Here is a 12,883-nt window from a genome sequence, read left to right on the forward strand (position 1 = left end):
AAAGGAAGGGCGGCGCGGCCGGAACCGGCCGCCGGCGATCCTCAGGGCGTGGGCACGGCACTTTCCACGGGCGAGACGAAGGCGGCCTCGATCGGGGCCGCTGCCGGCACCTGCCCGATCTCGGCGGCGGGGATGACATACCCCTCGGGCGTCTCGATCATCTGCCCTTCATAGCGCACGCTCTCGGCCTGGTTGCGGACCTTGACCCGGGTGCCCGTCGCGGTCTCGTCGAACAGGTCCATGATGTCCTGGTTGAACAGGCGGATGCAGCCGGCCGAGGTGGCCTTGCCGATCGAGGACGGGTCCATGGTGCCGTGGATCCGGTAATAGGTATCGCGGCCGTTGCGATAGAGATACAGCGCCCGCGACCCCAGCGGATTGTCGATGCCGCCGGGCAGCCCGCCGGCGAACTGGCCGTAAAGATCGGGCTCGGTCCGGATCATGTTCTGGGTCGGCGTCCAGCTGGGCCAGCGTTTCTTGACGCTGATGACGGCATTGCCGCTATAGCCCTTGCCGGCCCGGCCGACGGCCACGCCAAAACGCATCGCCTCGCCGTTTTCCAGCACGTCGTAGAGGACGCGGGCATAGGGGTCCACGACGATGGTGCCGGGCGCTTCGGGGCCGTTATAGGCCACGCGCTGACGGCGGTTGCGGTCGGTCAGATAGGCGGCGCGGACCGCCGGAATATCGACCGGCTCGCCATTCGGGCCGGAATCGACCCGGGCCTGATAGACATCGGGAACCGGGGCGGTGGCCAGCACTGTCTGGCTGGTCGGAGCGCAGGCAGCAAGCCCGAGGGCCAGCGCCGCAAACAGGGGAACCAGGCGCATCGTTTGTTGTTCCTTGTGGCGGTGGACATGCCAGACAGGCGCGTCCATGGCAGCGTTCAGTTCGCAGATCAGGCGCGACGGCAGAGCCGCGCGTGATTCGCACAGAGGTTCATCAGCCTGCCCCGCCCGCCTTCCGTCAACCCTCTGGTCCTGCGGGGCTCGAATTGACCCGGCCATTGTGGCGCGGGCGCGGCAGTTCGATCAACTTCCTGCGGTCCTGAAACAAGTTTCCGTGCGTTTCACGGCGATACCGACCCGGGCGCGGGGCCGCGACCGGGTCGGTATCGGGGCGATTGCCGTCCCCCGACACCTCTTCTAGGCTTGCCCGGATCAATCCGAGAATCTGCCGTGCCCAGTCCTGACCACACCGCCACTTCGCCGCTCGCCCCCTTCCGCCATCGGGATTTCCGGATGCTGTGGACGGCGACGCTGATCTCGAATTTCGGCGGGCTGGTCCAGGCGGTGGGCGCCGCCTGGCTGATGACGCAACTGACCGACAGTTCGACGCTGATCGCGCTGGTGCAGGCCTCGAACACGCTGCCGATCATGCTGCTGGCCATTGCCTCGGGGGCGCTGGCCGACATCTTCGATCGCAAGACGCTGCTGCTGGCGGCGCAGCTTTTCATGCTGGCCGTCTCGGTGGGGCTGGCGCTGGTGGCCTGGCAGGGCTGGCTGACGCCCTGGCTGCTTCTGATGTTCACCTTCCTGATCGGGGCGGGGCAGGCGCTCTATAACCCGCCCTGGCAGGCCAGCATGGGGGATCTGGTGCCGCGCGCCGATCTGCCGGGGGCGGTGACGCTGAACTCGGTCGGATTCAACCTGATGCGCAGCGTCGGCCCCGCCGCCGGCGGCTTCATCGTCGCCGGCTTCGGGGCGGCCGCGGCCTTTGCCGTCAATGCGCTCAGCTATCTGCCGCTTCTGGGCGCGCTGGTCAGGTGGAAGCCGAAGACCGGACCCCGCACCGCCCCGCCCGAGGAATTCCTGCCCGCGATGGCGGCCGGGCTGCGCTATGTCGCGCTGTCGCCGAACCTGATGCGGGTGATCCTGCGCGCGGCCCTGTTCGGCTTTGCCGCGATCACAGTGCTGGCGTTGTTGCCCCTCGTCGCCAAGAGCCATCCCGAGGGCGGCTCGATGCTCTATGGCACGCTGCTGGGCTGTTTCGGGATCGGTGCCATCGTCGGCGCGGTGCTGAACCCGCGCATCCGCGCACGCCACGATAACGAGAATATCGTGCGTCTGGCCTTTGTCGGCTTCGCCTTGGCGCTGGTGGTGCTGGGGCAGTCGCGCTCGATCTGGTTGCAGGGATTGGCGATGCTGCCGGCGGGCGCGTCCTGGGTGCTGGCGCTGTCGCTGTTCAATGTCACGGTGCAGCTGTCCACGCCCCGCTGGGTCGTGGCGCGGGCGCTGGCGCTGTATCAGACGGCGACCTTCGGCGGCATGGCGGCGGGGTCCTGGGCCTGGGGCGCGGTTGCCGGTGCCCACGGCCTGCCCGTGGCGCTGACTGCGGCCGGGGGCGTTCTGGCCCTGGGGGCGGTGATCGGGATCTGGTTCCGGGCGCCGGAATTCGGCAGTGTCGATCTGGACCCGGTGAACCGTTTCCGCGAGCCCGCCCTGCAACTGGATCTGCGCGGCCGGTCGGGGCCGATCATGGTCATGGTCGATTACCAGATCGCGCAGGCGGACGTGCCCGAATTCCTGCGGCTGATGAAACGGCGCCGCGACATCCGCCGCCGCGACGGGGCGCGGAATTGGGCCTTGCTGCGCGATCTGGAACATCCCGAACAATGGTCGGAAAGCTATCACATCGCCACCTGGGACGACTATGTCCGCCACAACCTGCGGCGCACAAAATCCGACGCCGGCGTGAGCGAACTCTTGCTGGCGCTGCACAAGGGCGAGGCCGATCCGGTCGTTCACCGCATGATCGAACGCCATACGGTCAGCGAAAGCGACGACGTGCCCCTGGTCGGCAAGATCGAGGTGCCATAGGCGGCTTGCGGTTGCCGCCTGCCTGGCGATCATGCCGCGACGGAACGGGAGGACAGGATGAGGCTTGAAGGCAAGATCGCCATCGTGACCGGTGGTGGCTCGGGGTTCGGCGCCGGCATCGCGCGGAAATTCGCGGCCGAAGGGGCCGAGGTCGTGGTGGCCGACATCAACGAGGCCGCGGCGGGCGCGATCGCCGCCGAGACCGGTGGCCGCGCGCTCCGGGCGGATGTGGCCGATGGCGCCAGCGTCGCCGCCATGGTGGCCGAGACCATGGCGGCCTTCGGCCGCATAGACATCATGGTGAACAATGCCGGCGTGACCCATCTTCCGGCGCCCATGGAGGAGGTCAGCGAGGCCGATTTCGACCGGGTTCTGGCGGTGAACTGCAAGTCGGTCTATCTAGTCGCGCGCGAGGTCGTGCCGCTGATGAAGCAGGCAGGGCGCGGGGCCATCGTCAATATCGCCTCGACCGCAGGCGTCTCGCCGCGGCCAAGGCTGAACTGGTACAATGCCTCGAAGGGCTGGCTGATCACCGCGACCCGGGCGATGGCGGTGGAACTGGCGCCCTTCGGCATTCGCGTGAACGCGCTGAACCCGGTGGCGGGGGAAACGCCGCTGCTGAAAAGCTTCATGGGCGAGGACACGCCCGAGATGCGGGCGAAGTTCCTGTCGACCATCCCCATCGGCCGCTTCTCGACGCCCGAGGATCTGGGCAATGCCGCCTGTTTCCTGGCCTCGGACGAGGCCTCGATGATCACCGGCGTCGCCATGGAGGTCGACGGCGGGCGCTGCATCTGAGACGCCCTCGTTCCGCTGGGCCGATTCGCCTGTGCGGTGGGCTGATCCGGGTCCTTTCCTCCGGCCCCGGGGACATGCTGCTCGCGGCGTATTCCGCGCATGAAATCAATGCACAAGACTTGAACAAGCCAGACGGGCCTGCGCCGCCGCAAGGCCGAATGACGCTGCAATGACGCTACTATGTGAACCTGTCCTCTCGGGGCCGTGCGGTCCTGCATCGACACATGAAGACAGGGGACAAGACCATGGTCACGATTACCAGCGACACGACGATCACCCTCGACGGCACGACTCCGGTCGTGGTGAATGGGGTTCAGGAATACGAATGGTTCGAACAATGGGTGGACGGCTTCTTCTTCCATTCACCCAGTGTCGGGCCAATCCTTACGGTCAACCTGACCGGAAGCTGGAACTCTTCGGTGCTGCGCGCATCGGGCGGTCTGGGGCTGATCGTCAGCGACGATGCCGCGGCCGGTGAGCGGGGCATTAACACGATCATCGGCTCGCATGAGGTCAGGGACGTCATCGCGTTGACGCGCACCCGCGTCGAGACGGTCAGCACCCGCGGCGGCAACGATCTGCTGACCATCGGTGATGCGAGGGTGAACTTTGCCTCGACTGGCGACGGCAACGATATCGTTCAGGTCAACAGCAACCAATGGCTGGGAACGATCGATCTGGGCAACGGCACCGACCGGATCGTGGTCGAGAATCGCGGCGCCGGTATCGAATCGATCATCAGCTACGACGGACCGGACACCATCATCGCCCGAAGCCAGGTCAACAACATCAGGACCAACCGCGGCATGGATACGGTCGAGGGCGGCACCCAGTGGATCGCCAAGATCGACACGGGCGACGACAACGACCGGATCACCACCAGGGGCAATGCGGGCGATATCAGCGGGGGAAATGGTCACGACACCATCCTCACCGCGATCCCGACATGGACTCGCACCATTGCGGGCGAGGATGGGAACGACCGTATCACGGTCAATGGCGATGCCATGTTCGTCGATGGCGGAAACGGCAACGACACGATCACCAGCGCAGGCAATGGCGCGAACCATATCAGCGGCGGAAACGGCAACGACACGATCTTCACCACGATCCCGACCTGGGCGCAGTCCATCGCAGGCGATGAAGGCAATGACCGGATCACGGTCAATGGCGAGGCGGCGCTTATCGATGCCGGCCGGGGAAATGACACCATCACCAGCGGCAACAACTTCATCGAAACCATCAATGCCGGGCGGGGCGTGGACCGGGTCATCCTGAACAAGGGCGGCGCCGATTACATCAATCTGGGCCGCGATGCCGATACCCTGATCTTCAGGGCGCAGGCCGATCCCGGCAACACCGTTACCGTGAACGGTGGCGGTTCGGCTTCGGACGCGACCAATCGTGATCTGGATACGGTCGATTTCTGGGCGTTCTTCGGACGTGTCGTCGTCGATCTGGAAAGCGGAAACGCAACCACCCCGAACGGGCGCCTGCAACTGCGCGAGTTCGAGAACGTGAATGGCGGCCGGGGCCATGACGTCCTGTCCGGCAACTACGATGCCAACCGGCTCGCGGGCGGCCCGGGCAATGACGTGCTGATTGGGGGCGATGCCATCGACCGGCTGGTCGGCGGCCCGGGCGCGGATCATTTCCGTTTCGTCAAATTCGACCGCGCGGCCGACCGGATTCCCGATTTCATCCGCGGGCAGGGCGACAGGATCGACCTGCGGCCGCTGGATGCGCGCGCCGATCGCGCCGGCAATCAGGCCTTCGATTTCATCGGAACCCAGCCGTTTCACGGGATCGATGGCGAGGTTCGCTTTGTCAGGAATGGCGGGCTGACCCAGATCCAGGCCGACAGGGATGGCGACCGGCGCGCCGATCTGATCATCGTCCTCGAGGATCCGATCCAGTTGATCGAGCGGGATTTCCTGCTGTGATCGGGGGCGGCGCGGAGGGGTGCCGCGCCGCCGCGCCTACAACCCGTCGCGCCAGCGGTTGACCAGCGGATAGCGGCGATCGAGCCAGAAGGCCCGGGTCGAGATGCGCGGCCCGGGCGCGGCCTGATAGCGTTTCCATTCGCTGATATAGAGCAGCCGCTCAACCTTCTTCACCGTTTCGGGGTCGAAGCCCCGGGCCACCAGATCCTTCAGCGCCAGGTCCTTTTCCACCAGCCCTTCGAGGATTGCGTCCAGCACCTCATAGGGGGGCAGCGAATCCTGATCCTTCTGGTTCGGGCGCAGCTCGGCCGAGGGCGGCTTCGAGATGATCTGCGGCGGGATCACCTCGCCCGCCGGACCCATCATCCAGTCGCGGTGATTGGCATTGCGCCAGCGGCAGGTCTCGAACACCCGGGTCTTGTACAGGTCCTTGATCGGGTTATAGCCGCCGGCCATGTCGCCATAGATGGTGGCATAGCCCACCGCGACCTCGGACTTGTTGCCGGTGGTCAGCAGCATCTCGTTGAACTTGTTCGAGATCGCCATCAGCATCACCCCGCGCAGGCGGGACTGGATGTTTTCCTCGGTCGTATCGGGGCTGGTGCCTTCCATCAGATGCGCCAGCGCCCCGGCCACGGCGTCGCGCGCGCCCTCGATATGGACAGTGTCAAGCCGCGTGCCCAGCCGGGCGGCGCAATCGGCGGCGTCCTCAAGGCTGGCCTGCGAGGTGTATTCCGAGGGCAGCATCACGCAGCGGACGTTGTCGGCGCCGATGGCGTCGGCGGCGATGGTGGCGACCAGCGCCGAATCGATCCCGCCCGAGAGGCCGAGGACGACCTTCGCAAACCCCGATTTGCGCAGGTATTCGCGCAGGCCCAGCATCATCGCGTGATAATCCTGCTCCCAGGCGTCGGGCTGCGGGGTCATGGGTCCGGGCTCGGCCTGCCAGCCATTGGCCTGCCGGGTGAAATCGACATGCACCAGCGCCTCCTCGAAGGGCGGCAGCTGCACCACCTTCCTGCCGCCCGGGTTCAGCACGAAGCTGGCCCCGTCATAGATCTGGTCGTCCTGCCCGCCGACCATGTTCACATAGACCAGCGGCAGGCCGGTTTCGACCACGCGGCCGACCATATGGCCCATGCGCAGGTCCAGCTTCTCGCGGTGATAGGGGCTGCCATTGGGCACGATCAGGATCTCGGCCCCGGTCTCGGCCAGCGTCTCGGCCACGTCGGGATACCAGCTGTCCTCGCAGATGGGCGAGCCGATGCGGACCGGGCCGACCGGGTAGGGGCCGCTGATCGGGCCGGAATCGAACAGCCGCAATTCGTCGAACAGCTGCTTGTAGGGCAGGTGGTGCTTCAGCACGCGGGCGACCAGCCTGCCGTCGCGAAAGATCCAATAGGCGTTATACAGCCTGTCGCCGTCGCGCCACGGCCCGCCGATGCCCAGCGTCGGGCCATCGGCGCAGGCCCCGCCCAGGTCCATCAGCGCCGCCATGGCCTGTTCGGTGAAGGCGGGTTTCAGCACCAGATCCTGCGTCTGATAGCCGGTGATGAACATCTCCGGCAGGGCCAGCATCTCGGCCCCGGCCGCGCGCGCGGCATCCCAGGCCTCGCGCGCTTTCGCGGCATTGCCGGGCAGATCGCCCACGGTGGCGTTCAACTGCCCGATTGTCAGGCGGAAACGGTCGGTCATGGCGTGGCCCCTGCATCTCTCGCGCCCGTGATAGGGGATGAAGCCTGAAAGGAAAAGTCGGGCTTTGCGCGTGGCGGCGGCTTGGGGTAGACCTGTGCGCAAAAGGCGAAGGATGCAGGCGATGAAGGCAGCGATGCGGGCGGGTGCGGCGGCACTGGCGCTGATGGCGGCAATGGGCGCGGCCGATGCGCAGGTCATCACCAAGCAATATGACGACGGCGGTGTCTACGAGGGCACCTTCCGCAACGGCCGCCAGCACGGGCAGGGCACCTATACGCTGCCCAATGGCTATCGCTACGAGGGCGACTGGGTCGATGGCGAGATTCTGGGCCAGGGCACGGCCACCTTCCCCAACGGCTCGGTCTATGCCGGGCATTTCTCCAAGGGCAAGCCGGACGGGCAGGGCAAGATCACCTATGCCGATGGCGGCACCTATGCGGGCGACTGGATCGCCGGCGAGATCACCGGCAAGGGCGAGGCGCGCTATGCCAACGGCTCGGTCTATACGGGCGATTTCGTCAGGGGGCTGCATCAGGGCAAGGGCGTGCTGACCCAGCCCAACGGCTATCGCTACGAGGGCGACTGGAACGCCGGCGTCAAGGAAGGGCAGGGCCGGATCACCTATCCCGACGGCGCCATCTACGAGGGTGGCATGCTGGCCGGGCAGCGCGCCGGCAAGGGCAAGCTGACCATGGCCGACGGGCTGGCCTATGACGGCATCTGGTCGGCCGGGCAGATGTCGGGCTCGGGCCTGCTGGTGCAGCCCTCGGGCGACCGCTACGAGGGCCAGATGCTGAACGGCAAGCGCGAGGGGCAGGGCATCGCCACCTATGCCAATGGCGATGTCTATGACGGCCAGTTCCGCGCCGACCGCCGCCACGGGCCCGGCACCTTCACCGGCACCGACGGCTATGTCTATAGCGGCGACTGGGTCGAGGGCCGGATGGAGGGGCGCGGCCGCATCTCCTATCCCGACGGCTCGGTCTATGACGGGGCGATGCAGGCCGACCGCCCCCAGGGCGCGGGCAAGATCACCTATCCCGACGGCTCGACCTATGAGGGGCAATGGGCCGCCGGCGTGATCGAGGGCGAGGGCAAGGCCGCCTACGCCAATGGCATGGTCTATGAGGGCAGCTTTCGCAATGCGCGCAATGACGGCCAGGGGCGGATGTCCTATCCCGACGGCTATGTCTATTCCGGCGCCTGGAAGGACGGCCAGCGGCATGGCGAGGGGCAGGCGACCTATCCCGACGGCACCGTCTATACCGGCACCTTCGCCAATGGCCTGCGCGAGGGGCAGGGCAAGCTGACCACGCCCGACGGTTTCGTCTACGAGGGCGGCTGGCAGCAGGGCGAGATCGACGGCGAGGGCGTGGCCACCTATGCCAGCGGCGACCGCTATGAGGGCCATTTCGTGGCCGGCAAGCGGCAGGGGCAGGGGGTGATGCGCTATGCCACCGGGCAGGTCGCCGCCGGCGAATGGGAGGATAACCGCCTGATCGAGGCCGGCCCGCTGCCTGAGGGCGAGACGGCCGAGGCGCCGGCCATGCCCGACGATGAGGCGACGGCGACGGAATAGCCCGCGCCCGGCCTCAGATTTCGGTCCAGTTCTGCTCGACCACGGCCTCCATCGCGACATAGCTCGAGGAACTGCCGACATGCGGCAGGGCCGAGATCTTCTCGGCCATGATGCGGCGGAAATCGGTCATGTCGCGCGAGCGGACCTTGATCAGATAGTCGAAACCGCCCGCGATCATGTAACATTCCTCGACCTCGGGGATCAGCCGGATGGCGGCGTTGAACTGCTCCAGCGCCTTCTGGCGGGTGTCGTTCAGGCGCAGTTCCATATAGGTCACATGGGTCAGGCCCAGCTTCAGCGGCGACAGGATCGCGCGATAGCCGGTGATCAGCCCCATCTCCTCCATCTGCCGGATGCGCAGCGCCACTGGCGTCTTGGACAGGCCGACCTTGCGCGCCAGTTCGGTGATCGGAATCCGGGCATTGGCGACCAGCTCGGACAGGATGCGCCGGTTGATCGGATCCAGATCTTCCTCCACGATCCAAAATTCCTTCGCAGATTGTTCGCCTTGGCCACGATTATGATATGATTTGGACCCATCGTCCATTCGCAATCCGGTATTCAGGGCCATCGCCGCAGGAGGAGCCCATGGCACAGACTGATTTTTCCGCCTTCACCACCGAGGCCAAGTTTCGCCCCGAAGCCGATCTGCTGCCCGAACTGGTGGCGCAGGCCGGGCTGGACGGCGCCGCCCGTGCCGCCATCACCCGCCGCGCCGCCGATCTGGTGCGGCGCATCCGCAGCGAGGCCAAGCCGACGCTGATGGAGCATTTCCTGTCCGAATACGGGCTGTCCACGCGCGAGGGCGTGGCGCTGATGTGCCTGGCCGAGGCGATGCTGCGGGTGCCCGACCGGATGACCATCGACGCGCTGATCGAGGACAAGATCGCGCCCTCGGACTGGGGCCGGCATCTGGGCGAGGCCTCGTCCTCGCTGGTCAATGCCTCGACCTGGGCGCTGATGCTGACCGGCAAGGTGCTGGACGACGACCAGCCGGGCATCGCCGGCACGCTGCGCGGCGCGATCAAGCGGTTGGGCGAGCCGGTGATCCGCACCGCCGTCGGCCGCGCCATGCGCGAGATGGGCCGGCAGTTCGTGCTGGGCCAGACCATCGACGCAGCCCTGGACCGTGCCCGGACGCGCGAGGCGCAGGGCTTCACCTACAGCTATGACATGCTGGGCGAGGCGGCGATGACCGGCGCCGATGCCGCGCGCTATGCCAAGGATTATGCCGAGGCCATCGCCGGGATCGCCCGGGCCTGCGACAAGGGCTCGGTACAGAGGAACCCCGGCATCTCGATCAAGCTCTCGGCGCTGCATCCGCGCTACGAGGTGGCGCAGGAAGACCGCGTGCTGGCCGAACTGGTGCCGGTGGTGCTGAAGCTGGCGCAGCAGGCCAGGGCGGCCGGCATGGGGATGAATATCGATGCCGAGGAACAGGACCGGCTGGTTATCTCGCTGAAGGTGATCGAGGCGGTTCTGTCGGATCCGTCGCTGGCCGGCTGGGACGGGTTCGGCGTCGTCGTGCAGGCCTATGGCAAGCGCGCGGGCGCGGTGATCGACTGGCTCTATCGCACCGCCCGGCGGCTGGACCGCAGGATCATGGTGCGGCTGGTCAAGGGCGCCTATTGGGATACCGAGATCAAGCGCGCCCAGGTCGAGGGGTTTCCCGGCTTCCCGCTGTTCACCTCGAAGACCGCGACCGATGTCAGCTATATCGCCCATGCCCGCAAGCTGATCGGCTATGCCGACCGGATCTATCCGCAATTCGCCACCCATAACGCCCAGACCGTCGCCGCGGTCCTCGAAATGGTCGGCGACATCGCCTTCGAGTTCCAGCGCCTGCATGGCATGGGCGAGCGGCTGCATGACATCGTGATCCGCGAGACCCGCGGCGCCTGCCGCATCTATGCCCCGGTCGGCGCGCATCGTGACCTGCTGGCCTATCTGGTCCGCCGGCTGCTGGAAAACGGCGCCAACTCGTCCTTCGTGCACCAGATCGTCGATGAGACGGTCAGCCCCGAAGAGGTCGCCCGCGACCCGTTCGAGGCGCTGGCCACCGCCACGGCCCCGGCCACGCTGGTCGCGCCGGCCGCCCTCTTCGGGGCAGGGCGGACCAATTCGACCGGCTTCGATCTGACCGACGAGGCCACGCTGGCCCGGATCGAGGTGGCGCGCGCGGTCACGCCGCCCGATGCCGCGCCGATCACCGTCTCGGCGCCCGCGGGCGTTGCGCGGGCCGTCCTGAACCCCGCGACCGGCGCCGCCGTGGCGCAGGTGACCGAGGCCGATGCCGCCACCGTGGCCCGCGCCATCGCCGATGCGCGGGTCTGGACCGCCGCCCCGGCCGAACGTGCCGCCGCGCTGCGCCGCGCCGCCGATCTCTACGAGGCGGAGTTCGGGCCGATCTTCGCCACGCTTGGCCGCGAGGCCGGCAAATCGCTGCCCGACGCGGTGGGTGAGCTGCGCGAGGCCGTCGATTTCCTGCGCTACTATGCCGCCGAGGGCGAGGCGCAGGCCGGGGCGCCGCGCGGCATCGTCACCGCGATCAGCCCGTGGAACTTTCCGCTGGCGATCTTCACCGGCCAGATCGCGGCGGCGCTGATGGCGGGCAATGCCGTGCTGGCCAAGCCGGCCGAGCAGACGCCGCTGATCGCGGCCATCGCCGTGCGGCTGCTGCATCGGGCCGGGGTGCCCGCCTCGGCGCTGCAACTGCTGCCCGGCGACGGCGCCACCGTCGGCGCGGCGCTGACCTCGGACGCGCGGATCGGCGGCGTGGTCTTCACCGGCTCGACCGAGACGGCCCGGATCATCGCCCGCGCCATGGCCGCGAACATGGCCCCCGGCACACCGCTGATCGCGGAAACCGGCGGGTTGAACGCGATGATCGTCGATTCCACCGCGCTGCCCGAACAGGCGGTGCGCGACATCGTCGCCTCGTCCTTCCGCTCGGCCGGGCAGCGCTGCTCGGCGCTGCGCTGCCTCTATGTCCAGCAGGATATCGCGCCCCAGCTGATCGAGATGATCAAGGGCGCGATGGATCAGCTGGGCGTGGGCGATCCCTGGCATCTGTCGACCGATGTCGGCCCGGTGATCGACGCCGAGGCGCAAGAGGGCATCACCGCCTATCTGGCGCAGAACAGCGACCGCGTCCTGCATCGCCGCGCGGCGCCGGCGGACGGGCATTTCATCGCGCCCACGCTGATGCAGGTCACGGGCATCGCCGATCTCGGCCGCGAAATCTTCGGCCCGGTCCTGCATGTCGCCACCTTCCGCAACCGCGACCTGCCGCAGGTGATCGCCGACATCAACGCGCGCGGCTTCGGTCTGACCTTCGGGCTGCATACCCGCATCGATTCGCGCGTGCAGGAGGTGACCAGCGCCGTCCATGCCGGCAACATCTATGTGAACCGCAACCAGATCGGCGCGGTCGTGGGCAGCCAGCCCTTCGGCGGCGAAGGCCTGTCGGGAACCGGCCCCAAGGCGGGCGGGCCGCTCTACCTGGCCCGGTTCTACGCGCCCGAACCGGTCGAGGCCGTCCCGGGCGACTGGACCGCCGCTGCCGATCTCAACGCACTGCGCACGCAACTCTCGGCCGCGGCCGAAACCGCCCTGCAGGATCGCCTGATGCCCGGACCCACGGGCGAGTTGAACCGTCTGGTGCTGGTCGTCCGCCCACCGGTCCTGTGCCTCGGCCCGGGCCGCGAGGCGGCCGAGGCGCAGGGCCGCGCCATCGAGGCGCTTGGCGGGCGGGCGGCGGTCCCGTCCGGGGCGCTGTCGGCCGGGGATCTGGCGGATCTGCCGGGCTTCTCGGCGGCGCTGTGGTGGGGCGATCAGACGCGCGGGCAGGCCTATGCGCGGGCGCTGGCCGGGCAGTCAGGGCCGATCCGGCCCCTGATCTCCGCCAGCCCCGATCTGGCCCATGTCGCCCATGAGCGTCATCTCTGCGTCGACACCACCGCCGCCGGCGGCAACGCCGCGCTGCTGGCCGGCTGACCCGCTGGCAGGGATCGGGCGCCGCGCGCCGCCGCGCGTCGCCCGATCACCGG

The 12,883-nt window shown here is 67.7% G+C and carries 8 protein-coding genes; 5 read left to right on the forward strand and 3 right to left on the reverse strand.

The annotated features are described in order from the left end of the window. Positions 1-41: 41 nt before the first annotated feature. Positions 42-830, reverse strand: coding sequence for a L,D-transpeptidase (locus KNW02_RS12150; protein WP_216033541.1), 789 nt, complete (start codon positions 828-830; stop codon positions 42-44). 348 nt (positions 831-1,178) lie between these two features. Between KNW02_RS12150 and KNW02_RS12155 the strand changes: the two genes are divergently transcribed. The 3 genes from KNW02_RS12155 to KNW02_RS12165 all read left to right on the forward strand — a co-directional run bounded on the left by KNW02_RS12155 (position 1,179) and on the right by KNW02_RS12165 (position 5,560). Further along, complete coding sequence (locus KNW02_RS12155; RefSeq protein WP_348524723.1) at positions 1,179-2,819, forward strand: MFS transporter; 1,641 nt, start codon at positions 1,179-1,181, stop codon at positions 2,817-2,819. Positions 2,820-2,876: 57 nt separating this feature from the next. After that, complete coding sequence (locus KNW02_RS12160; RefSeq protein ID WP_216033543.1) at positions 2,877-3,617, forward strand: glucose 1-dehydrogenase; 741 nt, start codon at positions 2,877-2,879, stop codon at positions 3,615-3,617. Between the two features lie 245 nt (positions 3,618-3,862). Further along, positions 3,863-5,560, forward strand: a complete 1,698-nt coding sequence (locus tag KNW02_RS12165; protein WP_216033544.1) for a calcium-binding protein — start codon at positions 3,863-3,865, stop codon at positions 5,558-5,560. A 36-nt stretch (positions 5,561-5,596) separates the two neighbouring features. On the opposite strand, the gene KNW02_RS12170 is transcribed toward KNW02_RS12165, so the two are convergent. Beyond that, on the reverse strand, positions 5,597-7,255 hold the full coding sequence (locus tag KNW02_RS12170) for an NAD+ synthase (RefSeq protein WP_216033545.1): 1,659 nt from the start codon (positions 7,253-7,255) through the stop codon (positions 5,597-5,599). 121 nt (positions 7,256-7,376) lie between these two features. On the opposite strand from KNW02_RS12170, the gene KNW02_RS12175 reads away from it, so the two are divergent. Beyond that, positions 7,377-8,834, forward strand: coding sequence for an MORN repeat-containing protein (locus KNW02_RS12175; protein WP_216033546.1), 1,458 nt, complete (start codon positions 7,377-7,379; stop codon positions 8,832-8,834). A gap of 13 nt (positions 8,835-8,847) precedes the next feature. Here KNW02_RS12175 and KNW02_RS12180 read toward each other — a convergent pair whose 3' ends face one another. Further along, positions 8,848-9,312, reverse strand: coding sequence for an Lrp/AsnC family transcriptional regulator (locus KNW02_RS12180; protein ID WP_216033547.1), 465 nt, complete (start codon positions 9,310-9,312; stop codon positions 8,848-8,850). Positions 9,313-9,422: 110 nt separating this feature from the next. On the opposite strand from KNW02_RS12180, the gene putA reads away from it, so the two are divergent. Then, on the forward strand, positions 9,423-12,830 hold the full coding sequence (putA, locus tag KNW02_RS12185) for a bifunctional proline dehydrogenase/L-glutamate gamma-semialdehyde dehydrogenase PutA (protein WP_216033548.1): 3,408 nt from the start codon (positions 9,423-9,425) through the stop codon (positions 12,828-12,830). Positions 12,831-12,883: the final 53 nt, after the last annotated feature.

This window comes from Paracoccus marinaquae, assembly GCF_018860165.1.
GTDB classification, from domain to species: domain Bacteria; phylum Pseudomonadota; class Alphaproteobacteria; order Rhodobacterales; family Rhodobacteraceae; genus Paracoccus; species Paracoccus marinaquae.

Coding starts and splice junctions, on each gene's coding strand:
- KNW02_RS12150 (WP_216033541.1), bottom strand. CDS start 830: ATGCGCCTGGTTCCCCTGTTTGCGGCGCTGGCCCTCGGGCTTGCTGCC.
- KNW02_RS12160 (WP_216033543.1), top strand. CDS start 2,877: ATGAGGCTTGAAGGCAAGATCGCCATCGTGACCGGTGGTGGCTCGGGG.
- KNW02_RS12165 (WP_216033544.1), top strand. CDS start 3,863: ATGGTCACGATTACCAGCGACACGACGATCACCCTCGACGGCACGACT.
- KNW02_RS12170 (WP_216033545.1), bottom strand. CDS start 7,255: ATGACCGACCGTTTCCGCCTGACAATCGGGCAGTTGAACGCCACCGTG.
- KNW02_RS12175 (WP_216033546.1), top strand. CDS start 7,377: ATGAAGGCAGCGATGCGGGCGGGTGCGGCGGCACTGGCGCTGATGGCG.
- putA (WP_216033548.1), top strand. CDS start 9,423: ATGGCACAGACTGATTTTTCCGCCTTCACCACCGAGGCCAAGTTTCGC.